This window comes from Streptomyces sp. NPDC052496, assembly GCF_040679095.1.
In the GTDB taxonomy this organism is placed as follows: Bacteria; Actinomycetota; Actinomycetes; order Streptomycetales; family Streptomycetaceae; genus Streptomyces.
In genome coordinates, this window is sequence record NZ_JBFAUH010000033.1 from 14,955 (window position 1) to 39,460 (window position 24,506).

The 24,506-nt window shown below is 73.9% G+C and carries 19 protein-coding genes and 1 pseudogene; 8 read left to right on the plus strand and 12 right to left on the minus strand.

Annotated features, from left to right (window positions below; translation table 11 throughout):
• Positions 1 to 27: 27 nt before the first annotated feature.
• The gene (locus AB0L45_RS33590; RefSeq protein ID WP_365846814.1) at positions 28 to 1,494 is read right to left on the minus strand and encodes a DHA2 family efflux MFS transporter permease subunit; all 1,467 of its coding nucleotides are present in this window, start codon (positions 1,492 to 1,494) and stop codon (positions 28 to 30) included.
• A 4-nt stretch (positions 1,495 to 1,498) separates the two neighbouring features.
• A complete protein-coding gene (locus tag AB0L45_RS33595) occupies positions 1,499 to 8,911 on the minus strand; it encodes an amino acid adenylation domain-containing protein (protein ID WP_365846816.1) in 7,413 nt (2,470 codons plus the stop codon).
• Positions 8,912 to 9,058: 147 nt separating this feature from the next.
• On the opposite strand from AB0L45_RS33595, the gene AB0L45_RS33600 reads away from it, so the two are divergent.
• On the plus strand, positions 9,059 to 10,237 hold the full coding sequence (locus AB0L45_RS33600) for an amidohydrolase (RefSeq protein ID WP_365846818.1): 1,179 nt from the start codon (positions 9,059 to 9,061) through the stop codon (positions 10,235 to 10,237).
• 97 nt (positions 10,238 to 10,334) lie between these two features.
• On the opposite strand, the gene AB0L45_RS33605 is transcribed toward AB0L45_RS33600, so the two are convergent.
• Positions 10,335 to 11,336, minus strand: a complete 1,002-nt coding sequence (locus AB0L45_RS33605; protein WP_365846820.1) for an ABC transporter substrate-binding protein — start codon at positions 11,334 to 11,336, stop codon at positions 10,335 to 10,337.
• 154 nt (positions 11,337 to 11,490) lie between these two features.
• On the opposite strand from AB0L45_RS33605, the gene AB0L45_RS33610 reads away from it, so the two are divergent.
• Entirely contained in the window at positions 11,491 to 12,288 is a 798-nt protein-coding gene (locus AB0L45_RS33610; RefSeq protein WP_365846822.1) for an ABC transporter ATP-binding protein, read from the plus strand.
• A 115-nt stretch (positions 12,289 to 12,403) separates the two neighbouring features.
• On the opposite strand, the gene AB0L45_RS33615 is transcribed toward AB0L45_RS33610, so the two are convergent.
• The gene (locus AB0L45_RS33615; RefSeq protein ID WP_365846824.1) at positions 12,404 to 13,621 is read right to left on the minus strand and encodes a glycosyltransferase; all 1,218 of its coding nucleotides are present in this window, start codon (positions 13,619 to 13,621) and stop codon (positions 12,404 to 12,406) included.
• Between the two features lie 265 nt (positions 13,622 to 13,886).
• Here AB0L45_RS33615 and AB0L45_RS33620 point away from each other — a divergent pair, with 265 nt between their 5' ends.
• The 3 genes from AB0L45_RS33620 (at position 13,887) to AB0L45_RS33630 (ending at position 15,801) form a co-directional block, all read left to right on the plus strand.
• Positions 13,887 to 14,654, plus strand: a complete 768-nt coding sequence (locus tag AB0L45_RS33620) for a 2OG-Fe dioxygenase family protein (protein ID WP_365846826.1) — start codon at positions 13,887 to 13,889, stop codon at positions 14,652 to 14,654.
• Between the two features lie 120 nt (positions 14,655 to 14,774).
• Complete coding sequence (locus AB0L45_RS33625) at positions 14,775 to 15,461, plus strand: HemK2/MTQ2 family protein methyltransferase (protein WP_365846828.1); 687 nt, start codon at positions 14,775 to 14,777, stop codon at positions 15,459 to 15,461.
• 64 nt (positions 15,462 to 15,525) lie between these two features.
• Positions 15,526 to 15,801 carry a CDGSH iron-sulfur domain-containing protein gene (locus AB0L45_RS33630; protein WP_365846904.1) on the plus strand — a complete coding sequence of 92 codons (276 nt, stop codon included), beginning with the start codon at positions 15,526 to 15,528 and terminating at the stop codon, positions 15,799 to 15,801.
• Here AB0L45_RS33630 and AB0L45_RS33635 read toward each other — a convergent pair.
• Both AB0L45_RS33635 and AB0L45_RS33640 read right to left on the minus strand, forming a co-directional pair.
• The gene (locus AB0L45_RS33635; RefSeq protein ID WP_365846830.1) at positions 15,781 to 16,758 is read right to left on the minus strand and encodes an iron-containing redox enzyme family protein; all 978 of its coding nucleotides are present in this window, start codon (positions 16,756 to 16,758) and stop codon (positions 15,781 to 15,783) included. The two genes, AB0L45_RS33630 and AB0L45_RS33635, sit on opposite strands and share 21 nt — an antisense overlap.
• A 116-nt stretch (positions 16,759 to 16,874) precedes the next feature.
• Positions 16,875 to 17,906 (minus strand): hypothetical protein, encoded by a 1,032-nt coding sequence (locus AB0L45_RS33640; protein WP_365846832.1) that lies wholly within the window; start codon positions 17,904 to 17,906, stop codon positions 16,875 to 16,877.
• Between the two features lie 541 nt (positions 17,907 to 18,447).
• On the opposite strand from AB0L45_RS33640, the gene AB0L45_RS33645 reads away from it, so the two are divergent.
• Positions 18,448 to 18,690 (plus strand): hypothetical protein, encoded by a 243-nt coding sequence (locus tag AB0L45_RS33645; protein ID WP_365846834.1) that lies wholly within the window; start codon positions 18,448 to 18,450, stop codon positions 18,688 to 18,690.
• Between the two features lie 193 nt (positions 18,691 to 18,883).
• Positions 18,884 to 19,540, plus strand: a complete 657-nt coding sequence (locus AB0L45_RS33650; protein WP_365846836.1) for a hypothetical protein — start codon at positions 18,884 to 18,886, stop codon at positions 19,538 to 19,540.
• Between the two features lie 186 nt (positions 19,541 to 19,726).
• On the opposite strand, the gene AB0L45_RS33655 is transcribed toward AB0L45_RS33650, so the two are convergent.
• From AB0L45_RS33655 to AB0L45_RS33680, 6 genes are all read right to left on the minus strand, one after another.
• Positions 19,727 to 20,782 (minus strand): cytochrome P450, encoded by a 1,056-nt coding sequence (locus tag AB0L45_RS33655; protein WP_365846838.1) that lies wholly within the window; start codon positions 20,780 to 20,782, stop codon positions 19,727 to 19,729.
• 49 nt (positions 20,783 to 20,831) lie between these two features.
• Entirely contained in the window at positions 20,832 to 20,912 is an 81-nt protein-coding gene (locus AB0L45_RS33660; protein ID WP_365846906.1) for a tryptorubin family RiPP precursor, read from the minus strand.
• A gap of 218 nt (positions 20,913 to 21,130) precedes the next feature.
• Positions 21,131 to 22,282, minus strand: a complete 1,152-nt coding sequence (locus AB0L45_RS33665; RefSeq protein ID WP_365846840.1) for a DUF2637 domain-containing protein — start codon at positions 22,280 to 22,282, stop codon at positions 21,131 to 21,133.
• Between the two features lie 89 nt (positions 22,283 to 22,371).
• Positions 22,372 to 22,566 (minus strand): hypothetical protein, encoded by a 195-nt coding sequence (locus AB0L45_RS33670; protein ID WP_365846842.1) that lies wholly within the window; start codon positions 22,564 to 22,566, stop codon positions 22,372 to 22,374.
• 310 nt (positions 22,567 to 22,876) lie between these two features.
• Positions 22,877 to 23,728, minus strand: coding sequence for a helix-turn-helix transcriptional regulator (locus AB0L45_RS33675; protein WP_365846844.1), 852 nt, complete (start codon positions 23,726 to 23,728; stop codon positions 22,877 to 22,879).
• Positions 23,729 to 23,810: 82 nt separating this feature from the next.
• Positions 23,811 to 24,065, minus strand: a complete 255-nt coding sequence (locus tag AB0L45_RS33680; protein WP_365846846.1) for a hypothetical protein — start codon at positions 24,063 to 24,065, stop codon at positions 23,811 to 23,813.
• 12 nt (positions 24,066 to 24,077) lie between these two features.
• Here AB0L45_RS33680 and AB0L45_RS33685 point away from each other — a divergent pair.
• Positions 24,078 to 24,446, plus strand: a pseudogene (locus tag AB0L45_RS33685) (transposase); the annotation flags it as partial.
• Between the last annotated feature and the right edge of the window lie 60 nt (positions 24,447 to 24,506).

Sequence of the window (24,506 nt, forward strand, 5' to 3'; positions counted from 1 at the left end):
CCCGGACAGCAGCGGGCGGGGCGCTGCTCAGCCCGCCGCCGGGGCTCCGGCGGCCCCCTCCCCCGCTTCCTCCCCCGCTTCCTCGTCGAGGTCGTCGTCGAACGGCGGCGGCTGCGGCGGGTCCTTCGGCAGCCGCAGGGCGATCAGCGCGCCCACCGCGACGAGTCCCGCCGTGGCCCACACCGCGACCCGGTACGGGCCCGGTTCGGTGGCCCCGGTGCCGTGCCCGCCGATGATGCCCGCGCAGACGGCGATGCCCAGGGCGCCGCCCAGCGTGCGCACGATCTGGAAGAGGCCCATCGCGCGGCCCATGTCGGGCGGCGCGACGTCCTCGAAGCCGGCGAGCTGGACGGTGAGCACGGCCGTGCCGAGCACCAGGCCGATGGCGAACATCAGGCCCCGTACCAGCCAGGCGTTGTCCGCGGCGCCCGGTACGGCGAGGGCCGCGAAGACCACCGCGGCGAGCAGCAGCGCGGGCACCACGAGCCGCCGCGGGCCGATGCGCGGCAGCAGCCGGTCGACGAGCTGGGAGGCGAGCATCAGGCCGACCGCTTCGGGGAAGACGCTCAGGCCCGCGTCGAGGGCGGAGGCGCCCAGGGCCGCCTGGTAGAGCAGCGGGAAGACGAACAGGACGCCCATCAGTCCGGCGGCGGTGAGCACGGCGAGCGCGGACGCCGTGCCGTACGCGCGGTCCGCCAGCAGCCGCAGCTTCAGCAGCGGCTCCGGGGCACGGAGCTGGTGGACCACGGCGGCCACCGCCAGCACCACGCCGAGTACGGCGGCGGCCGCGACGGCGGGCTGCGTCCAGCCGTGCGAGGGGCCGAACCCGAGGGCGTAGGTGAGCAGTCCGAGGCCCGGGGTGGCGAGCCAGAACCCGGCCCGGTCGAACGGCCCCGGTACGCCCTCGACGTGCTCGCGCAGCCCGAGGACACCGAGCAGGACGGCGGCCACGCCGATCGGCACGTTCACGAAGAACAGCCAGTGCCAGGACAGGTGCTGGGTCAGGAAGCCGCCCAGCGGCGGGCCCAGCGCGGGCATCAGGGCCGTCGGCACGATCAGGACCTTGCCCAGCTTGGCGCGTTCGTGCGGCGGGAACGCGCGGAACAGCAGCGTCATGCCGACGGGGGTGAGCAGCCCGCCCGCCAGGCCCTGCACGGCCCGCGCCACGACCAGCGCGGGCAGGCCGGGCGCCAGGCCGCAGGCGGCCGAGGCGGCGGTGAAGACGGCGAGCGCGCCGAGGAAGACGCGTTTGGTGCCGTAGCGGTCGCCGAGCCAGCCGGCGGCCGGCAGGGCCAGTGCGAGGGCGACGAGGAAGGCCGTCTCGACGGTGTTGGCGGCGGAGACGGGCTGCCCGAAGTCGCCCGCGATGGTGAACAGGGCCGGGTTGACGATGGTGGAGTCCAGGCCGTTCATGCACATGGCGGCCGTGTAGACGAGGACGACGGCGGTCCTCGGGTTCAGCCGGTGCCGGGTGGTCGGTTCGGTGGTGGTCACCGGGTCACCCCTCCAGTTCGGTGAGGCGGTCGGCCACCACGCGCGCGATGTGCGCGATGGGCTCGGGCAGGGTCATGTCCTTGTGGGAGCACTCGATGTTGGTGTTGTCGATGCGGCCGGTGACGTAGGGGGACCAGGTGTCGGGGGTGAGGGTGTCGTCGATGGTGTCCACGACGGCCCGGAAGAAGAGCACGTCGCCCCGGAAGACGCGGTGGTCGTAGGCGCGTACGAGGTCGTTGGTGTTGAGGTAGATGGCGCCGAGCGCCTTGATGGTGTCGGTGGACAGGGTGGACAGCGGGCTGCCCTCGCGCTGGAGGACCTCCACCACGTTGGCGGTGGTCAGCGGCTTGCCCTCCAGACTGTCCGGCCCGTAACCGCCCATGGTGAGCAGCGATTCGAGCGCTTCGGCCTCGTCCGGTACGGGCAGGTCGCGGAAGCCCTCGGCCGGGTAGGCGTCGAGGATGGCGAGGAGTTCGACCTCGTGCCCCTCGTCCTGGAGGTGGGTGGCCATGGCGTGCGCGATGATGCCGCCGGTGGACCAGCCGAGCAGCCGGTACGGGCCTTCGGGCTGCACCTCGCGGACGCGCGCGGCGTAGTGGGCGGCCAGTTCCTCCAGGGTGGCGGGCAGCGGCCGGCCCGCGGTGGCGGCGCCGACGCCCTGCGCCTGGAGGCCGTAGATCGGCACGTCGGCGGGCAGGTGGCGGATGATGCCGGCATAGCACCAGCTCAGACCGCCCGCGGGGTGGACGCAGTGGACGGGGGCGCGGCCGCTCTCCGCGCCTTCGGCGGCGGGGCGCAGCGGCAGCAGCACGTCGAGCGGGTCGTCGTGGCGTACGGCGTCCAGGGCGGCGTCGAGTGCCGCGACGGTCGGCGACTGGAAGACCGTACCGATCGACACCTCGGTGCCGAGTACGGCCTTGACGCGGCCGGCCAGCCGCACCGCGAGCAGCGAGTGCCCGCCGAGGTCGAAGAAGTTGTCCTCGACGCCGACCCGCTCCAGGCCCAGCACCTCGGCGAAGACCGAGCAGAGCAGTTCCTCGCGGGGGGTGCGGGGCGCGCGGCCGGTGGCGGCCGGGCGGTCGGGGGCGGGCAGCGCCTTGCGGTCCAGCTTGCCGTTGTTCGTCAGCGGCAGCCGGTCGAGCAGGACGACGGCGGACGGGACCATGTGGGGAGGTAGTTCGGCGGCGGTGTGGTCACGCAGGGCGGCGGGGTCGGGCGCCTGTCCCGCGGCGGGGACGGCGTAACCGACGAGCCGCTTGTCGCCCGGGGTGTCCTCCCGTACGACGACGGCCGTGTCGGCGACGGCGGGGTGCGCGGCGAGCACCGCCTCGATCTCGCCCAGCTCGATGCGGAAGCCGCGCAGTTTCACCTGCTGGTCGGCGCGGCCGAAGTACTCCAGGGCGCCGTCCGCACGGCGCCGGGCGAGGTCGCCGGAGCGGTACATCCGGCTGCCCTCCTCGCCGAAGAGGTGGGCGTACGGATCGGCGACGAAGCGGGTGGCGGTCAGGTCCGCACGCCCCAGGTAGCCGCGGGCCAGGCCCTCGCCCGCGACGTACATCTCGCCGGTGACGCCCGGCGGTACGGGCTGGAGCCGGTCGTCCAGGACGTAGACGCGCAGGTCGGGGATGTTCACGCCGATGGTGCTGGAGGTGGCGCCGGCGGCGGTGGCGCGGTCGAGCGGGAAGTACGAGACGTGCACGGTGGTCTCGGTGATGCCGTACATGTTGACCAGGACCGGCGCGTCGTCGGCGTGCCGCTCGTACCAGTCGTCGAGCCGCCCCAGCTCCAGGGCCTCACCGCCGAACACGACGTAGCGCAGGGCCAGTGCCGGCCCGTCGCTCTCCCGGTCGGCGGCGGCGAGCTGGTAGAAGGCCGACGGGGTCTGGTTGAGGACGGTGACCCGCTCGGAGGCCAGCAGCTGCCGGAAGGCCTGCGGGTCGCGGCTGGTCAGGTGGGGTACGACGACGACCTTGCCGCCGTACAGGAGCGCGCCCCACAGCTCCCAGACGGAGAAGTCGAAGGCGTAGGAGTGGAACAGCGTCCAGACGTCTTCGGGGCCGAAGCCGAACCAGTGGTCGGTGGCGGTGAACAGGCGGGTGACGTTGTGGTGGGTGACGACGACGCCCTTGGGGCGGCCGGTGGAGCCGGAGGTGTAGATGACGTACGCGGCGTCGTCGGGGCGCAGCGGCCGGGTGCGGTCGGCCTGGGTGAGCGGTGCCGCGTCGTACGCGTCGGCCGCGCCGCCGTCCACGGTGATCAGCGGCAGGGTGTGGGCCGGGAGCCGGGGCGCGGTCGCGCTGTCGGTGATCAGCGCGGCCGGTGCGGCGTCGCCGAGCATGTAGGCGAGGCGGTCCGCCGGGTAGTCCGGGTCGAGCGGCAGGTAGGCGGCGCCGGCGAGGGAGACCGCGAGCAGGCCGGTGACCAGGTCGACGGAGCGCGGCAGCGCGAGCGCGACGATGGAACCGGGGCCGATGCCACGGGCGGCCAGCAGCCGCGCCAGGCGGCGGGCGCGTGCGGAGAGTTCGGCGTAGCTGAGCGCCTGCCCGTCGCAGCTGACCGCGGTACGGCCGGGGTGGCTCCGGGCGGCGGCCTCGTAGACCTCGGGGAGGGTGGCCGCGGGGCGTACGGCGAGGGGCTGGGCGGGCGTGTTCCACTCGACGAGGGCGCGGTGCCGCTCCTCGTGGCCGAGCAGCGGCAGCAGGCCGAGCGGGGTGTCCGGGGCGTCGGCGGCCGCGGTCAGCAGCCGGGCCAGCCGGTCGGCGAGGGCCTGCACGGTGGCGCGGTCGAAGAGGTCGGTACGGAACTCGAAGAAGCCGCCGATGCCGCCGCCGGGCTGCTCGCCCGCGTTCAGGGTGAGGTCGAACTTGGCCGTGCCGGAGGGCACCGCGGTCAGCCGGGCGGTGGCCCGCGGGCCCAGCGCGAACGCGGCGTCCGGCACGGACTGCCAGGCCAGCATCGTCTGGAACAGGGGGTGCCGGGCGAGCGAGCGCCGCGGGTTCAGCTCCTCGACGAGGTGGTCGAAGGGCAGCGCGTCGTGCTCGTACGCGGCGAGGGTGGTGGCCCGTACGCGTTCCAGGAGGGTGCGGAAGGCGGGGTCGCCGGAGGTGTCGGTGCGCAGCACGACGGTGTTGGTGAAGAAGCCGACGAGGGCGGCGGTGGCGTCGTCGGCGCGCCCTGCGACGGGCGTGCCGAGGGGGATGTCGGTGCCGCAGCCGTGCCGGGTCAGGAGGGCGGCGAGGCCGGCCTGCACGGTCATGAAGACGCTGGTGCCGGTGGACCGGGCGAGGCGCTGGAGGGCGGCATGGGCCGCGCCGTCGAGGGCGAACGGCACGGTGTCGCCGGCGTGCGAGGCGACGGCCGGGCGGGGCCGGTCGGTGGGCAGTTCGAGCTGGTCGGGCAGGCCGGCGAGGGCCTGTTTCCAGTGCGCGAGCTGGGCGGCGGCGAGCGGGGTGGGCTCGGCGGGCGTGCCGAGGAGCTGCTGCTGCCGGGCGGCGTGGTCGGCGTACTGGAAGGGCAGCGGCGCGAACTCCGGTTCCCGGCCCGCGTGCCGGGCGGTGTAGGCCGTGGCGAGGTCGCGGGCCAGGGGTGTCGTGGAGGCGCCGTCACCGGCTATGTGGTGCAGCAGCAGGAGCAGCGTGTGGCGGTCCGGGCCGTCGCTGAACAGGGTGGCGCGCAGCGGGGGCTCGGTGGCCAGGTCGAAGCAGTGGCGTACGGCCTCGGTGAGGCCGTCGCCGCCGGGCCCGGCGAGGTGGACCTCCGGCCGGGCCAGCGGGTCGTCGGCGGGCAGGATCCGCTGGCAGGGCTGCTCTTCCCCGCCGTTGTCAGTGGTCGGATATACCGTTCGCAGGGTCTCGTGGCGGGCGGTCAGGTCGCACAGGGCGAGCTGGAGCGCGTCACGGTCGACCGGTCCGTCGATGCGCAGCACGAGCGGGATGTTGTAGGTGGGGCTGGGGCCTTCGAGCCGGTGGAGGAACCAGAGCCGCTGCTGGGCGGGCGACAGGGGGAGGTGTCCGGTGCGGGGTACGGCGGGTACGGGGGCCGCGGACGGTTCGCCGTCGCCGCCCGCCGGTGCGGCGGAGTGGACGAGCGCGGCGAGCGCGGCCGGGGTGGGGCTGCGGAAGACGTCCGCGGTGCTCACGGGCGCCTGGAAGATCTCCCGCAGCCGCGCGGCCAGCCGGGCGGCCAGCAGCGAGTGACCGCCCAGGTCGAAGAACCCGGCGTCGGCCGGGGGGCTGGTGTCCAGGGAGAGGAGGTCGGCCAGGAGACCGCGGACGATGTCGGTGTGCGGGCTGTCGGTGACGGCGGGGCCCGTCCCCGCGGCCGTGCCGTCGGCGCTGCTGTCGCCGGTGCCGGGGGCGCCCGGCTCGGGGTCCGGCAGGGCGCGGTGGTCCAGCTTGTCGTTGGCGGTGCGCGGCAGTTCGGCGAGCAGCGTCACCGTGGCGGGGACCATGTGCGCGGGCAGCGCCGCGGCGAGGTGCGCGCGCAGGGCGGCGGGGCCGGTGTCCCCGTCCACCGTCCGCAGGACCGCGTACGCCTGCAGCCGCTTGCCGTGCGGGGTGTCGCGGGCGATCACCGCGGCCTGGGCGACGGCGGGGTGCTGTGCCAGGGTGGCCTGGATCTCGCCGAGTTCGATGCGGAAGCCGCGGATCTTGACCTGGTCGTCGCCGCGGCCCAGGAACTCGACCGTGCCGTCCACCCGGCGCCGTACGAGGTCCCCGGTGCGGTACATCCGGCTGCCGGGCGCGCCGTGCAGCGTGCCGTACGGGTCGGCGACGAAGCGTTCGGCGCTCAGGTCGGGCCGTCCGAGGTAGCCGCGGGCCAGGCAGGCGCCCGCCACGTACAGTTCGCCGGTCGCCCCGTCCGGTACGGGCCGCAGGCAGGAGTCGAGGACGTAGACCCGGGAGCCGCGCACCGGCCGCCCCTGGGGGGCCGCGGTGCCGGCCGCGCCGCCGTCCGCCGCCGGCGCGGTCCAGTAGTACGCGTCGACGGTCGTCTCCGTCGGCCCGTAGAGGTTGACCGCGTGCAGCCCTTCGCTCGTGGTCAGCCGTTCCCACAGCGGTACGGGTACGGCCTCGCCGCCGACGACGAGCACGGCCGGGCGGTGCCGCCCGTGGTCCAGCAGCCCTTCGGCCAGCAGTGCTTCGGCGTAGGACGGGGTGACGTCGAGGTAGTCGATGCGGTGTTCGTCCACGTAGCGGGCGAGGGCGGCGGGGTCGCGGTACGAGGCGTCGTCCAGGAGGTGCAGTTCGTGCCCGTGGACCATCCACAGCACCGGATCCCAGGACGCGTCGAAGGCGAACGACGCGCTGTGCGCGACGCGCAGCCGTTCCCGGCCGGTGCGGGCGACGGCGGGGGCGACGTGGTCGCTGCCGTGCCCGGCGTACAGGTTCGCGAGTGAGGCGTGGGTGACGACGACGCCTTTGGGGCGCCCGGTGGACCCGGAGGTGTGGATGACGTAGGCGGCGTGGCCGGGCGCGGGCGGCGCGGCGGGCGCGCTGCCGGGCTGCGCGGCGAGCGCGCCGGCGGTGGCGGGGTCGTCCAGCGCGACGGCGGGCAGGCCGTGTTCCGGGAGTCCGGCCAGCGTGGCGGCCGTGCCGACGACGCAGACGGGCCGGGCGTCTTCGAGGACGGCCAGGGTCCTGGCGGCCGGGTGTCCGAGATCCAGGGGCTGGCAGACGGCGCCTGCCTTCAGGACCGCCAGCAGTGCCACCATCATGTCGGTGCCGCGCGGCAGCGCGAGCGCGACGGGGCGTTCCGGGCCGGCGCCCCGGGCGGCCAGCAGGTGGGCCAGCCGGTTGGCGGCGGTGTCCAGCGCGGCGAAGGTGAGTGTGGCCTCGCCGGTGCGGACGGCCACGGCCTGCGGGGTGCGGGCGGCCTGGTCGGCGAAGTACGCGGGCAGGGTGCGGCCGGCGGGCGGCTCGTGGCGGCCGGTGGTGGCGCGGCGTACGGCGTCGGCGTCCAGCAGGTCGATGGTGCCGACGGGGCGCCGCGGGTCGGTCAGCAGGAGGTCGGCGAGCCCGTCGAGGTAGCGCAGGAAGGAGGCGCGGTGCCGGTCGAGTTCGTCCTCGGCGTACCGTCCGGCGTGCGCGTCCAGGCTGATGCGCAGCCCGCCGTCCGCGTCGGGCACGGCGGTGACGGCGAGGTCCTCGACGGGGCCGGCGGCGAGGTTGTGGACCGTGCCGGGCAGGCCCGCGAAGTCCAGGGCGTCGTCGAACGGCTTGATGTTGACCATGGGCCCGGTCAGCGGGACGGCGGCGGAGGAGAGCGCGAGGTCGCGGCGGATGTCGGCCTGCGGGTAGCGCTGGTGGCGGCGTACCGCGCGCATTTCGAGGACGATACGGCGCAGCAGCCCGGCGCCGGTGTCCTGCGGGCGTACGGCGATGCGCAGGGGCAGGACGTTGACGGTCATGGCCGGGGTGCGCAGGGCGGCGGGGCCGCGGCGGTTGGTCAGCGGCAGGCCGAGCACCACGTCGTCGGTGCCGGTGAGGCGGTGCAGGTGGCCGGCGGTCGCGGCGATGACCAGTTCCGCCCAGGTCGCCTTGACCGCTTCGGCGGCGCGGGTGAGCCGGTCGAGCGTGGCGGCGGGCAGGTCGGTACGGGTGCGGAGCACGTCGCCGGCGGCGATGGCGTCGGCGAGCGAGGCGGCGGTGACCGGGGTTCCGGGGGTACGTGCCGCGCGGGTGCCGACCGTGCCGCTCGCCAGGGTCACCGGCTCGGGACGGCCCGCCATCCGTTCGGTCCAGAACTCCCGGTCGGCCGGGTACTGCTCGCTCTCCAGGTACCGCGTCTCCTCCTCGACGAGGTCCCGCAGCGGCGCGAAGCGGGTGGCCGCGGGCTCCTGCCCGGTGGCGAGGGCGGTGTAGAGCTCGGCGACCCGCTTGCCGACGAGTTGCAGGGCGTACGCGTCGACCGCGATGTGGTGCACCCGCTGGTACCACCAGTACCGGTCGTCGGCGACGCGGAAGAGGGCCTGGGTGGTGAGCCGGCCGGCCTCGCCGAGGTCGGCGGCCCGGGTGAGGTCGGCGTGCATCCAGTCGCGGGCGGCCTCTTCGGCGGGCCGGCCGGTGCCGCGCAGGTCCATGCGGTGCAGCAGGCGTTCCGGGTCCGGCGGTACGACGTGCTGCTGCGGGACACCGTCCGTCTCGGTCACACACACGCGGAGCGTCTCGGCCTCGGTGACAGTGCGCAGCAGGGCGCGCTCGAACAGCGTCTCGTCCAGGGCCCCCTGGATCTCGACCACGTCCGCCGTGTTGAGTGCCGGGCTCTTGGGGTGGATGTGACCCGCGTAATGGATGCCGGCCTGCGCGGTGAGCAGCGGGAATCCGTCGGGCCCGGCGGGCGGCGGGGTTCCCGGCGCGGGAGCGCTGGGGCGCGACAGGGCCGCGGGGACTGCCTGGTCGACCGGACGCTGATGCATGTGTGTGACAACTCCCAGGGAGGAATGTGACCTTCGCGGACCGGCCGGCAGCCCGCGCACAAACTTAGGGAAGCCTAAGTTATTTTTACTCTTTCGCGGTGCCGCCGACCGTCATCGGCACCGGTCACCGAGCCCGAAGAGGAGACGATGACGTCCGCCCCCGCTCCCGCCCCCGGCCCCGCCGCGCTCGCCGCCGTCAAGGACGCCGTACGGCAGCACATCAACGGCAAGAACACCGTCCTGACCGACCTCAGCCGCCGGATCCACGGCCACCCGGAGACGGCCTTTACCGAGACCAAGGCCGCCTCCTGGTGCGCCGGCCTGCTGCGTGAGCACGGCTTCGAGGTGACCGCGCCCGCCCACGGCCTGGCGACCGCGTTCACGGCCACCACCGGGACCGGCCCGGTCACGGTGGCCATCGCCTGCGAGTACGACGCCCTGCCGGACCTCGGCCACGCCTGCGGCCACAACCTGATCGCCGCGGCCGGTGTCGGCGCGGCGCTGGGCCTGGCCCCGTACGCGGCGGAACTGGGCCTGACGGTGCGGGTCGTGGGCACGCCGGCCGAGGAGCGCGGCGCGGGCAAGGCGCTGCTGCTGGAGGCCGGCGCGTTCGACGGGGTGGACGCGGCGATGATGGTGCACCCGTGTCCGTTCGAGCTGTCCGACTTCCGGTCCTTCGCGCTCGGCACGCTGTCCGTCACGTACACCGGCCGCACCGCCCACCCCAGCCTCAACCCGCACGAGGGCCGCAACGCGGCCGACGCGCTGACCGTGGCCCAGGTCGCCCTGGGCCTGCTGCGCCAGCAACTGCCGCCGCAGTGGCGGGTGCACGGCATCACGACGTCGGCGGGCGCCGCGCCCAACGCGATCCCCGACCGCGCGACGGCCGAGTACGAGATCCGCGCCGAGGCCGCCGAGGACCTGCGCGAGCTGCGGGAGCGCGTCGAGGCGTGCTTCCGGGCCGGTGCGCTGGCCACCGGCTGCGAGGTGACGTTGGAGCGCCCGGAGCCCGACTACCTGGACTTCCGCGGCGACCCCGAACTGATCGCCCTGTGGGGGGCGAACGCGCGGGCGCTCGGCCGGCCGGAGCCGGTCGAGCGCGGTCCCTTCGCCTGTACGGACATGGGCAACGTGTCCCATGTGGTGCCCGCCATCCACCCCGTGCTGGACATCAGCGGGGGCGTCTGCGGGCCGCACGAGGCGGAGTTCGCGGAGGCGGCGGTGGCACCGCGCGCCATGCAGGCACTGCTGGACGGTGCGGTGGGGCTGGCCTGGACGGCGGCGGACTTCGCGTACGCCAGGAACGGCGGCGCGCTCCAGGGGTGACGCACGCGCCGGCGGCGCCCCGGGTGTCCCGGGAGCGCCGCCGGCGCGGGTCCGGCCGTGCGGGCCGCCGTACCGGCTGCCCGTGCGGCCGTCCAGGTCAGGACTTGGTCAGCGCCTTGCTGATGTCGTTCATGACGACGTCGCCGGCCAGCGGGCCGCCGCGGGTGGACCAGACGGAGCCGTTGACGGTCACCACGTGGCCCTTCTTCACCGCGCCCAGCTCCTTGTAGGCGGGCTTGGTCTGGACGTCCTTGAGGGCCTTCTCGCCGTCGGAGGTCAGGGTGGACAGGAACAGCCAGTCGCCGTCGATCTCGTCGATCTTCTCCAGGCTGAGCGACGGGGCGTGCGCGTTGCCGTCCTTGTTCTGGTTGTCGGGCCGCTTCAGGCCCATCTCCAGGGCGACACCGCTGGCGAACTGCTTCTTCTCCATCCAGCTCGGCCCGTCCGGGTTCCAGCGCACGATGGAGACGGCGGCGCCCTTGTTCGCGCCCAGCTTCTCGCCCGCCTTCTTGGCGGCGGCCTCGTGGTCGGCGATGACCTTGTTGGCGTCGTTCAGCTTGTTGACGGCGTTGCCGATGCCGCGGAAGGAGACCTTCCAGTCGTCGGTGGGCGCCATGGTCACCAGGGTGGCGGGGGTGATCTCGCGCAGCTGCTTGAGGACCTGCTCGTCCTGCATGTCGCCGGCCAGGATCAGGTCGGGCTTGGCCGCGACCACCTTGTCCATGACGGGCTTGAGCAGGCCGCCGACGATGTCGATGCCCTTGACCTTGTCCTTGAGGTAGGCCGGCGGCTCGTCCAGGCCCTGCCCGTTGGTGATGCCCACCGGCTTGAGGTCGAGCGCGAGGACCGCGTCCAGGTCCTCCTGGGTCAGCGTGACGATGCGCTGGGGGTGCGCGGGCACCTCGACGACCTTGCCGGTGGCGTCCTTGACCGTACGGGTGCCGCCGGACGCCGCCGCGTCCTTGCCGCCCTTGTCCTTGCCGTCCGCGCCGGCGTCCGAGCCGCAGCCGGTCAGCAGCAGCGCCGCGGCACCGAGGGCGGCGACGGCCGTCGCCGTGCGGCGTCGGGCGGTGAGAAGAGAGCGGCGGGACACGGTCATCAAGAACTCCGGGTTCAATGGGACACGACGTGACGAGGCGTGCGTACGGCTGCCGGAGCAGCCACAGTTCCGCCCATTAGCGTTAAGGTTAGCCTTACCTTATGACAAATAGGCAAGAGGTGTGACCTCTGGCCCTGGGGAAAGGCCGGCATCAGTGGAACTCCGCGTCGAGCAGCTCACCGCCGGATACGCCGGGCACCCGGTCGTCGACCAGGTCGATCTGACGGTGGAGTCGGGTCAGGTGGTGGCGGTGGTCGGGCCCAACGGCTGCGGCAAGTCCACCCTGCTGCGCTGCCTGGCCCGCCTGCACGAGCCCGCCTCCGGGCGGGTGTTCGCGGGCGACGCCGACGTGTGGCGGCTCAAGCAGCGGGAGGCGGCGCACCGCATCGCCCTGCTCCCCCAGTCCCCGCAGGCGCCCGAGGCGGTCACCGTGGCGGGCCTCGTACGGTACGGACGCCACCCGCACCAGGGCCTGTTCCGCCAGTGGTCCCGCGAGGACGAACAGGCCGTCACCCGCGCCCTGGAGGCGACCGGCACCACCGGCCTGGCCGACCGCCGCCTCGACCAGCTCTCCGGCGGCCAGCGCCAGCGCTGCTGGCTGGCCATGGCGCTCGCCCAGGAGACCCCCGTCGTCCTGCTCGACGAGCCGACCAGCGCCCTCGACATCGGCCACGCCGTGGAGGTGCTGGACCTGGTCCGTGAGGTCGCGGCGGCCGGGCGGACCATCGTCATGGTCGTCCACGACCTCGCCGCGGCGGCCCGGTACGCCGACACGGTCGTCGCGATGCGGGCGGGCCGCGTGGTCGCCTCCGGCCCGCCGCGCGACATCATCGACGCGGCGCTGGTGAAGGAGCTGTACGGGGTGGAAGCGGAGATCCTCGCCGCGCCGTCCGACGGCTCTCCGGTGGTCGTACCGACGGCCCGCGTGGCGGCGGGGTCCGTACGGTCCTGACGGGGCGGGGGCGGCGTACGGGGCGCGGGGCGTGGCGTACGGGGCGCGGGGCGCAGCTCAAGCGCCCCAGGCGCCACGGCGCTTCGCCACTTTGCCGCCCCGTCGCCCCGTCGCCTCAGGCGATGAGCTTCTCCAGATCGTCCACGACCTGCCCGACGTCCGGCAGCGCGAGGCTGGCGAGCTGTGCCTGCCGCAGCCGGGCGGCGACCTCGCGGTCGTCCAGGACCTCCCGGCACACGGCGGCCACGGCCTCCGGCGCGGTGTCGGTCAGATGCCGCCCGAGGCCCAGCTCCTGCACCCGCTGCGCGTTGGACAGCTGGTCGCCGAAGTTCGGCAGTACGGCCATGGGCGTACCCGTGCGCAGCGCTTCGCGGACGCTGTTGTAGCCGCCGTGGGTGACGAACAGGTCGGCGCACTCCAGCAGCAGCGGCTGCGCGAGGCGGTCCGTGAGGTGGACGTGCGGGGCGGGCTGCGCGCCGGCCGGCTCGATGCCGCCGGTCGCCACCACGGCCGTGCAGTCCAGCCGGGACAGGCCCGCGATGATGATGCCCAACTGCTCCGCCGGGTCGGTCATGCCCACCGGCAGCGGGGTGCCCTCGGGCAGCAGGTCGCGGAACATCGGCAGCGCGGTGCCCACCGCGGCGAACACCAGCGGCCGGTCGGTGGGCAGCCGGGCCACCCAGTCGGGCAGTCCGGCGGTGCGGTCCACGACGGTGGACTGCCGGTAGGCCAGGACCGTCGCCGGGAACCGGGCGAAGGAGAACTCGGGGGGCAGGTAGTCGAAGCGGCCGTACGGGTAGAGCGACGCGGGCGACTCCTGTACGGGCAGCTCCAGTTGCTCGCGCAGCCGGTTGACCCCCGGCAGCAGCAGCGCCGGGTCGAGCACGTTGACCGTACCGGCGGGGATGGGCAGCTGGGGGATGCCGAGCCGCTCGGCGAGCAGGCACGCGCCGATGTCCATGCCGTCCCGGATGATGACGTCCGGCCGCACGGTGCGGGCCAGCGCGGCCAGCACGTCGTAGGTCTGGACGGCCATGTCGCCGGTGAGCCGGCCGATCAGCACCCGCAGGTGCCGTTCCTCGGCGGAGAGCTCCTCCGTACCGTCCGCGTCCGGCGCACCGGACACCTCCTCGACGTCCTGCTGCCAGCCGGACCCGAAGTCGATCCGCGGCAGGCAGGTCTCCACCGTGACGGCGTCGGCGGCGAAGACGGGCGCCACCTCGGGCGTCGTGGCCACCGTGACCTCGTGGCCGGCCCCGGCCAGCGCGCGGGCCAGGGGCAGCAGAGCTCTGCCGTGCGACGGTGAGCCGGTCGCGGTGCACAGGACGCGCATGAGTTCCTCTTCTCCGGGCGGGGGGCGGTGCGATCACCGTAGGAACCCGCGAAAAGAGGTGTCAAAGAAAGGTGACGACATACGGCGACATTGAGTCATCCGGCATGAAAGGGCCGTTGAGCGGGCAGGGCCGGGTCCATGATCCACCGTGGCCGCCGCGGGCCACGGGCCGGGTGCGCGCAAGATGCGATCAGCGGTGGGCCGCCACACGATGGGAGCACGCAGGCGCTGCGGCGCACGCCCGGCAGGAAGGCGGACAACCGACGTGGAGCACATCGACGACCGCTCGGCACCGGCCGGCACCGGCGGCGCGGCCGGGGCCGGATCCCCGGTCGAGGCCGCCCGCTCATGCCTGACCCACTCGGCCGTCTGCCTGATGTCCCCGGCCTCGGTCCGGGCGCAGCTGGGCGCGGACGACACGGCGTGGGCGCGCTTCGCCGCGCACTGGGACGAGCTGGGTGAGGACCGGTACGCGGCCGAGCAGGGCACCCGCAGGCTGCGCCGGTACGGCCAGTTCTCCCTCACCCCGGCCACCGGGGAGCTCGTCCAGCTGCCCCACACGCCGTTCGTGCAGCCGAAGGACACCAACCCGCTGTACGAGACGGTGGACCGGCACTTCGAGCCGCTGACCGACGCGTTCGTCTCCGATCCGCTGCTGCGGCCGCTGTTCGGCCTGCTGGCGCAGGCGGCGGCCGCCCTGGACGACGCCGGGCGGTGGCTCGTCAAGGTGCATCCGTTCCGGGTCGTCGCGACGGCCGACGACGCGGGCGACCCCACCCCGGAGGGCCGGCACAAGGACGGCGTGACGCTGGTGTCCTCCCTGCTCGTCTGCCGCGACAACGCCACCGGGGGCCAGAGCTGCGTCTACACGCACGACGGGCGGGAACTGCTGTGCACCACCCTGCACCGGCCGGGCAGCCTGCTGCTGTCGGACGACCGGGAATCGCTGCACTGCGTCTCCCCGATCCGGCCGATGGACCTCTCGCGGCCCGCGTACCGCGACGTCCTGGTGACCACCCTCACCGCGGCGTGACGCCGGCGCCTCTCCCCTGACCTCGGCGTGTCGCGGGCGCGGCCCTGCCCGGGGGCGGGCGTTCGCGGGGCGGGCACGCGCCGCGCCGGGCAGCTTGTTTCGTCTGTCGTGGGATGAACGATGTTTCCGGGGTACCCGTGGCGCGTGTTCTTCATCAAACCTCCCGGCGTGTACGCCCCTCAGGAAGACACCGGAATGCTGGCCGCGGCGCTCCGGCGCGAGACGCTGCGGCCCGGCGCCGAGGTGCTGGACGTAGGCGCGGGCAGCGGTGCCCTGGCGGTCGCCGCGGCCCGGCACGGCGCCGGGCGGGTCACCGCCACGGACGCCGCGTTCGCCGCCGTGCTCACCACCCGGCTGAACGCCTGGTTCGCCGGGCACGGCAGCCGGGTGCGCGCGCACCGGGGCGACCTGCTGCGCCCCGTGGCCGGGCGCCGCTTCGACCTGATCATGGCGAATCCGCCGTACGTACCCTGCCCGGCCCCCGTACTGCCGCGCGGCGGCCGGGCGCGTGCCTGGGACGCCGGACCGGACGGCCGGGCCGTACTGGACCGGCTGTGCGCGCAGGTGCCCGGGCTGCTGGCCCCGGACGGCGTGCTGCTGCTCGTCCACTCACAGCTCTGCGGCCCGGAGCGGACGGTGCAGCTGCTGACGGACGCCGGGCTGGAAACGTCGGTCACCGACCGGAGGTTCATTCCCTTCGGGCCCGTGATGCGGCAGCGTGCCCCGTGGCTGGAGGCCCAGGGGCTGATCGCCCCTGGGCAGGACAAGGAAGAGCTGGTGGTGGTCCGTGCACGGCGAACCGCGTGAGCAGGAGCGTGAGCAGGAGGGCGCGTCGGAGCGCGCGGAGTCCGTACCGGAGTGCGAGGGGTACATACCGAAGCCCGGGGGGAGCGCGCCCAAGGAGGCGCGCCGGGTCGTGCAGGACCCCAAGGGCCCGGTGCTCATCGAGGGCCCGGTCGAGGTGGAGCTGGACGACGGGACGACGGCCCGTTCCGACCGGCCGTTCGTAGCGCTGTGCATGTGCCGCCGCAGCCGGACCTTCCCGTGGTGCGACACCAGCCACCGCGGCCGCAAGCGGCCCCCGGCCGCGCGTACGGCCGGGGGCGCCGACGCGCGGCAGCGAGCGTCACAGGGGGGCGAACAGTGAGGACGCGCCCGCCCGCCAGGCGCTGAGCAGGTGCTCGCCCAGCCGGTCCTCCAGCAGGTCGGTGGCGGCGATGCCGAACGCGACGTCCGGGGCGAGCGCCGGCTCCTCCCGGAGCAGCCCCTTGACGACCTGGTGGCGCACCAGTTGTTCGTGCACGGCGTCCGCCTCGACGTGTTCGGCGTAGAAGTGCACGGCCGCCCGTCCGGCCTCCAGCCGCTCCATGGCCTGCGCCAGGCGGCGTGAGCCGGGGGACGAGGTGACCTCGACCCAGGCGAAGTGGCCGACCAGGGCGCCCCGGTGCAGCCGGTGCAGCCCGAACAGGGACATCAGGTTGTTGACGGCGAGCATCTGCCGCGAGCAGGCGCCCAGGTAGCGGCCGTACGAGCTGTCCAGTCCGAGGTCGTCCATCAGGTCGGCGAAGAGCCGCGCGTGCACCCGCTCGGCGCGGCCGGCCCCGAACTCGTCGAACTCCACCGCCATCATCCCGGCCTTGGCCTGGCCCCACAGGCGCGGCACCACCCACAGGTGGGGGTCGGCCTCCTTGAGGTGGTAGAGGGAGCGCTGGGCCGCGTACTCGCGCAGCTGCCAGTGTTCGCCCTTGTCCCGCAGGAAGTGCGAGACGCCGTCCCCGTCCACCGGCTCCACCAGCAGGCCGTCGAGCAGCGTGTCCACGTCGCCCGGCTCGGGGACGTCGGCGCGCAGCGCGCCGAGGAAGGCGTGCTCCAGGGCGGCCCGGAAGCGCAGCAGCTCCGGATCCCACTCCCAGGTGTCGGGTACGGCGTCGAAGCCGCGGTAGTGCAGCTCGTAGCAGAGGGCCAGGGCCAGTTGCAGGTCGTCGCCGTACGGGTCCGACGCCGCCGCCGTACGGCTGTCCGGCAGGTGCGCGGTGCCGGGCGGCTGGTCCAGCGCGGAGACGACCGCCGCTGACAGCTCTCCGCGGGCCGGGGGGCGTTTCACGTCGCAGTCCTTCCCTTCGCCCGTACGAACCCGTACGGACCCGTATGGATCCGCACGAAGCTGTGTGAACCCGTGTGGACCCGAGTGAACCCGTGCGGGACGGTGTGCCGTGTGGCTCACGAGTGCCCCCGGCGGCCCCGGGGAAACGCGGTGGCCTGCCGACTCGGCTTCGCCCCCCGCCCCGGCCTCGTCTCCCGCCCCGGCTTCCCGTGCCCCCGCGGCCCCCGGCCGTCCGGCTTCCGTGTCCGCTCCGGCGCGCCCGGTTCCGCGAAGTGGGTCAGCTCGTACAGCAGCTGCTTCATCTCCACGAGCAGCTCACCGCTCGCCGCGGCCGCCGGCGGGTCGCGCTGCTCGCGGAAGTCGTCCGCGAGCCCGTCGTACAGCTCCTGTGCCCGCTCGCGGGCCCGGCGGTAGCGCTCCCCCGCCGCCGCCCGGTCGCTGTCCGCGAGCAGTTCCTCCTCGGCCCGGCACAGCGTCGCGGCCTCGTCCGCCAGGTCGGCGTAGCGCCGCAGGAACGCGGCGCCGGGCGCGGTCAGGCGGGCCTGCTCACCTGCCGTGCCGGCCAGCGTGCGGGTGATGGCCGTCAGGTGGGCGACGGCGCGTTCCCACACGGCGTCGGCCTTCTCGGGCGGCGGCGGGGGCGGCCCGGTACGGCGCAGCCGGAAGCCGGGGTTGAAACGGGAGCTCTCGGCGGTCCACTCACGGGCACCGGCCAGCGCCCGCAGCACCTGGCCGAGGCGGCGCGCGCGGTCGTGCCAGCCCGCCGCGTCCGTGGCGCTCCACTCCTCGCCGCGCAGGCCCTCGGCCAGGACCCGCAGCAGTTCGGCGCTCTCACGGGGCAGCCGCCGCAGCTGGTCGTGCACGTTGCGCAGGTGCACCGGCGGGAGGACCAGCGCGTTGACGGCGATCCCGATGACCGCCCCGATCGCCGTCTCCATGAGCCGGTGCCCGACCTCGGTCAGCGAGTAGGCGCCGTAGGTGATGACGAACAGGGCGGTGGTCGCGCCGTAGATGCCCTGGGCACCCAGCCGGCGGTGGGTACCGACCAGCGTCATCACCGGCAGCACGATCAGCATGGCGCCCAGCGTGCTGCCGTCGGTCACGGCCATCGCCGCGGAGGCCAGCAGGGCGCCGAGGACGATCACCACGAGCTGCTGGAGCCCGGACCGCAGCGAACGGTAGGACGGTCGCGTCGACCAGCGCCAGCGCGGTCCAGGGAGCCATCAGGGCCAGCGGCGCGTTCAGCCACCAGCCCGTCAGCGCCCAGGCCGTGACCGCGGCGCCGGCCGCTTTGAGCGACTGGACGACGGTGTCCCGCTCCGGCCCGGCGCGCCGCACCGCGCTGCGCACCGTGCGGCCGACGGCGGCCACTTCCCACCACAGCCACCGCCACCCGGCCGTGCGCCTCGCCTCCGCCAACTCCGCCTCCCGGCTCGACTCCCGTGCGGGTCGGGTCCGCCGCGGTCACCGGAGGCCCGGCGCGCTGGGTACCCATGATCGTCCGGGCTAGTCGCAGCCTGTTCTCGAACACCCCTGCCGGTCCGTCTGCCGCACGAGTGATACCGGGCACCCGTAGGGGTGGTAGCGCGGACCACGGCGCTTCGTCGGCACGCGTGCGCGCCTTGACTGGGGTGCGCGCCTCGTCCGCGTCCCGCCTCGTCCCCGATCCGTACGGAAGTCCTCACCCTGATGCGTATCCGTCCCGCAGTCGTCACAGTGCTCGCCGCGGCCGGTGCGGCCGCCCTCGCCACGCCGCCCGCCGCCGCGAACTCGGCGTCGAGCCCGGTGGTCTCCTCGCTCACCGAGTCCAAGGCCGTCGAACTTCTGCGCATTCCGCTGAGCGAGTCCAACGTCAAAGCGGTGCTGGGCCTGGCCCAGAGGGCCGCCCGGCCGCTGAACATGGAGAAGGGCGCCTCCCTCACCGGGCGGTGACACCCGTGAGGCGGTCACCCGCAGGCGGGCCCGCGTGCCGGGAGGTTTCCGCGCGGGCAGGAGCCCACAGGGCGCACACACGTACGAGCCACTACGCGCGTGTGCGCCCCCGTCTGCGCCTGCCCGCCCCCTCGCCCCGGCGGCACCGTGGAGTACGAGACCGGTACCCCGGACCTTCGACGAGGAGAGCGAAGTGATCCACATCAGCGAGACGCTCATGCTCCAGACGGTCGAGGAGTTCCTCACCGCGGAAGAGATCACCCGGCTGGTCAAGATCATGGACAGTGAGGCGGCCGGCTGGCGGCCCCGCCACCAGGCCGAGGTCCTCACGGCCCCGGCGACCGCCCAGGACGTACTGGCCGAGGCCACGCAGCGGGCACTGCCCGCGATCCGGCGCAGCATGCCGTCCATCGCCGGGTCCGGGCACTGGGGTTACACCGAACTCGCCGTGGGCCAGGGCGTGCCCACCCACCTCGACGGGATCAGCAGCCCGCGGACGCCGCCCCGGCGCATCGGCCGGATCGGGGTGACGATCGCGGACGCGGCGGAAGGCGGCCGGTTCTACATCGAGACGACGTCGGACTCCGCTCCCTGGACCGACACGATGCTGGGCGCGGCCGACGGGTACGAGCCGGGCACCCCCCTCAGCCGCAGCCTGCCGCACGGCCCCGCCGTCCACGAGGAAACCCCGCAGTGGCTGAGCGCGCCGCGCAAGAGCCGGTGGCTGACGGACGCCGGGCCGGGGGTGGCCGTCGCGTACGGCGCGCAGGTCATCCACGGCGTCACACCGGTACTGCGCGGCCGGGTGCGCAAGTTCGTCACCGACCTCGTGGACACGGCAGCGGCCTGACACCGTACGCCGCGACCGCCCGCGCCCCACCGCACCGGTGGGGCCGGTCCGCTCAGCGCCGTATCACCCGGGCACCCGCCCAGTGCGTACCACCCGGCCCCGCCCAGCGCCGTACCACCCGCCCCCCTCGCTCAGCGCCGTACGACCCGGAGACCCGCTCAGCGCCGTCCCCCCCCGGAGACCCGCTCAGCGCCGTACGACCTGGACCCGTGACACCCCGAGCAGTCCGGCCAGCGGTACGTCCGCCGACGTCTGGTCCGGGTTCACCGTGAGGCCCTGCTCCCGCACCAGGTCCAGGAGCCGTTCGGCCAGCGGCATGACCATGTGCCGCCCCCAGCACCGCTCGTTGGCGTGCCCGAAGGGCAGGTAGCCGGGCTGGTCGTCGGGGTCGAGGCCGGCCCAGCGCTCGGGCCGGAACTCGTCCGGCGCGTCCCACACGCGCGGATCCCGGTGGCTGAGCAGCGGCAGCATCAGCACGTCGTCGGCCGGGCCGATCCGGTCGTCGAGGGCCGCGAACTCCGGCGACGCCACGCGCAGCAGGTTCCACGAGGGCGGCAGCAACCGCATGGACTCGTGGAGGATGTGACGGTTCGGTACGCCGTCGTCGAAGGGCGCGCCGAGCCAGAGGGCGTTGGCGACGAGCGTGGAGACGGTGAAGCACACCGGTGCCGCGGCCCGCCGGTACAGCCCCATGGCGTAGCGCCGGTCGCCGTAGCCCGCCGCGGCGGCGGTGAGCCCCGCCAGACGGGAGACCGGCGCACCGGCCGCGGGGCACCCCGGCAGCGCGGCGCCCGCCGCGATCACCGTCCAGGTCAGTTTGGGGGTCCATTCCAGTTTGCGGTCCACCAGTACCTGCAACCGGAAAGGATCGGATCCGAAAACCAGCTCACGTAAATACAGATGGCCCGTCCGCGGCCATTCCCCGGAAAGATCGGCGGCTTTTCCCGTACCGTTCCCGGGTTTTTCCAGAGCCGCGCGCACGTCCTGCGAAACGGCCCGCATGACGGCGGAGGATTCCGGGCGGCTGATCGCCCTGCCCTGCAACGGTTTGAAGGTCGGCCGCTCGGCCGCGTTGGCCGGTCTGCTGCGCAGCACGGCGTCGATCAGTTCAGGTCCCGCGACACCGACGGTGTCGTCCTCCAGCCGGAAGACGTCCGTGCCGCGGTGCTCGCTCAACAGCCGGCCGAGCCGCGGCGTGAAGACCGTGACCCGGTCGCTCCGGTCCGTGCCGTACGTACGCATCGGCGGCCTCCGAGAGCCTGGATGGGGGAACTTCCGGGTCACGTGCCGATCAGTACCAGATGTACCAGGCGTACGCCTTCAGGCTCTTCTCGCCCTGGAACTTCTTCTTCAGGGAATGGACCAGCTTCATGACAGCACCTCCGAGGGACGGCGAACTGACTGAACTGTGCTGCGACTCAGGCGCACCGGCACGGCAATGGACGCTGCCGCCGCAGAATCCGGCTTTCCGCTTGCAGTCACCGGAAAGTGAAGCCGAGCACGAAAGACACGTCAATGTGGTGTGGATCACCGTAAAATCCCGGTATGACGGGTTTATTGGTTGCGTACGTCACACCACGGGCGCGGCCGTCACCCGCCGGAACGGTGGCGGTGCTGCCCCCGGTTGCTCTGCGCGTGCCGGGCGGCGGGCGGCGGGGCGGTGGCGAGGTCGAGCTGCCGTACGAACTGGTGGAAGCAGAGCAGGACGGTCAGCGGCGGCAGCCCCGCCACGGCGATGCCCGCCGGGGAGGGGTGCACCTGGGCGACGCACAGCAGCGTGGCCACGGCGGCGAAGAAGATCACGACGGCCCAGGAGTGCAGCGTGCGGCGCCGGTAGGCGCGGGCCCGCAGGATGGACAGGGTGGCCACGACCCAGGGGCCGTAGATCAGCAGCGGCCACAGCCCCGCGATGTCCGCCGGCGCGACCCCGTCCGCGATCGCGCGCAGCGACGGGTAGGAGGCCACCGCGCCCAGCGCCGCGACGGCGACCGCGATCACCGCCGTCATCAGCACGGACGTCGCGCTCAGCAGGCGCCTCCAGGACCAGCCGTCGGGCCCGGCACCGGCTGGGGAACCGGCGCCGGTGCCGGCCTGCGCACGGGCGTCCGCGTACGCGCCGCCGTGGGCCTCCGCGTACGCGCCCTCGTGCGTGTCCTCGTAGTACGTGTCCTCGTACGCGTCCTCCTCGTAGACGCCTTCGCCGACGCCCCCGTGGGCGTCTCCGTAGACATCCGCGATCCGTGCCGCAGGACCGGTCGGGCCGAACGCGGGCTCGTCCGGCGGGAAGACGGTCCCGGAGGAGTGGAAGACGGCCTCCCCGGGGAGGAAGACGGATTCCCGGCGGCGGTGCGGGGCCTCTCCCGGGTAGTGGCCGGCGTCGTCAGGGTGATAGCTGACGCCGCCGTCGTGGAAGGCGGCACCGTCGGAACGGAAGCCGGCGTCGCCGGGGCGGAAGATGCCGTCGCCGGGCGGGAACACCGGCTCACCGGCCGCGTAGAACACGGTGCCCGGGCCGCCCGCCATGGGCGGCTGTTCGGCGCTGTCCCACAGCTCCGCCAGCTCGGGGCCCAGTTCCTGCATGACGGCGGCGTCCCACCCGTCGTCGGCCATCTCCTGGCCCAGGGGCCCGTCGTGCGGGTACGGGATACCGCCGGGGAAGGCGACGGGCTCTTCCGTACTCTGGCGCGGCAACCGGTGCCGGCCGGTACCGGGCGGCACGGGAACCCGCGGGGTGTCGTTCACAACAGCTCTCACAGGAGTCGGTGGTGGCCGGTGGGGAAGGGGCCGGCCGACGCGCCGCCCGGCGGGGGCGGCGGACGCCGGAGGAGCCGTCAGCGGCCGTCCTCGATGCCGTCGAGGGCGGCCAGGAGCTGCTCCAGCAGGTCACCGGTGTACTCCAGCCGGACACGCTGCCCGGGGCGCAGCAGGTGGACGTCGGGGCGGACGTCGGGCGCGCTGCGGGGCACGGTGGAGCTCAGCTGCCAGCTGCCGAGCTGCCGCGTGGGGGAAAGGATCGTCTCAGTCATACGTCGTCAACGAATGCGCCTCACAGCGGGTGACTGCGGCATACGGGCGAATGAGAATTAAGATAACTAATTCCTCATAACGGTGCTTCGCCGAAGGAACCGGAAGCAGTCGCACGGGCACGAGTCGAGCAGACCGGGCACCGTGCGGCCGCCCCCATCGGGTCGCCACCCCATGACGCGTCACTGACCAGCGACAACACCATAAGGGGAGAGTCGCGGGCAAAGCGTCAACTTCCCCGGCAATTCCGGCACTTTCTCACGCGTACTCGCACGACGTTCCGCCACTGCCCCGCCGCCCCGTGCCTCCGCGTCACTCCGTCACTCCCCGTGAGCGGCCGCCGGGCCCACCAGGCAGGGCCGGGGCGCCGGCGCGCTCCCGCAGGACGCGCTCGGTGTGCTGGTCCATCGGGAAGAACAGCTCGATCGCCAGCTCCGAGAGGGTGACGTCGGCCGGTGCGCCGAAGGTGGCGATGGTGCTGAACATCGCCAGTTCGCCGTACGGGGTGCGGAACCGCATCGGCACCACCGCTTCACGCGGTCCCCGCTCCTGCGGCGGAGCCGGGGCCTCGTGCGCGGGCACCTCGTAGGCACTGACCTCGTCGTACAGGGCGCTCAGCGCGGGGTCGCCGGTGGTGAGCGCCTGCTGCGCGAGCCCGCCGAGCAGGTACGCGCGCACCTCCCCGTAGCCGACCGCGTGCGCCGGGAGTCCCTTGGGGTGCAGGGCCAGCCGCATCACGTTCGGTGTGGGGGCCGACAGTTCCGCCGGGGCGACGTCGAGCATGACGCTCATCGCCCGGTTCGCGCGCACCACGTTCCACAGCCGGTCGACGACGACGGCCGGGTACGGCTCATGCCCTTCCAGCAGCATGTCCACCGCCGAACGCACCGCTTGCATCTCCTCGCCCTCCAGCGGCCGCTCGCGGTAGACGGGCGCATAGCCCGCGGCGATCAGCAGGCTGTTGCGCTCGCGCAGCGGTACGTCCAGGTGGTGGGCCAGCCGCAGCACCATCTTCCGGCTGGGCCTGGAGCGCCCGGTCTCCACGCAGGACAGGTGCCGCGACGAGGTGTCCGCCCGCAGGGCCAGCTCCAGCTGACTGAGCTTGCGCCGCAACCGCCACTCACGCAACAGCACGCCCACCCGCGGCAGTTGATCGACTCCCATACGCCCGACCCTACCGACGCCCCCGAAGCCCGGCCATGACCTCCGAGGTCATGGCCCCCCTCACCTCCCGCGCGTGGCCCGCTCAGCCCTCACACACCGGCCTGCCGATACCGGCCGCCGCCTCGGCGGCATCCGCGTGCGTCATGACCGTGGCGGTGCCGGACAGCGCGATCATCAGGCCGGCGACGACGCCCAGGACGGCGAAACGGCCCTGCGGGCCCGTACCCAGTTCATCTCCTCGGCGCCGCGCACCACGACGGAGCACGAGGTACACGCCCACCGCCAGCACGGAGGCGGCCAGACTGCCGTAGGACAGCGCGAAGTGCGTCCATGGCACGGCCATGTACCTCTCGGCATCTCCGCCGCCAACCCCCACGACAGCCAGGCGCTCATCCCGCTGGTCCGCGGCATCCCGCCCCTCCGCTCCCGCCGTGGCCCCCGGCGCCGACGGCCCGCAAAGCTCCACGGCGACAAGGGCTACGACTACACCTACCTGCGACGTTGGCTCTCCCTACGGGGCATCCGTCACCGAATCGCCCGCAAAGGCACAGAGTCCTCCCAGCGGCTGGGGCGATACCACTGGGTCGTGGAACGCACGGTGTCCTGGCTCGCCGGATGCCGCCGCCTGCACCGCCGATACGAAAGCCATCCCGAGCACTTCCTCGCCTTCACCGCGATCGCTGCGACCCTCATCCGCCACCGCCGAATTACCAAATGAAATGACGTCTGAAGGCCCGGGGCTCGGGCGGGCGTTTCAGAAGGGCGGCATCACCGTGCG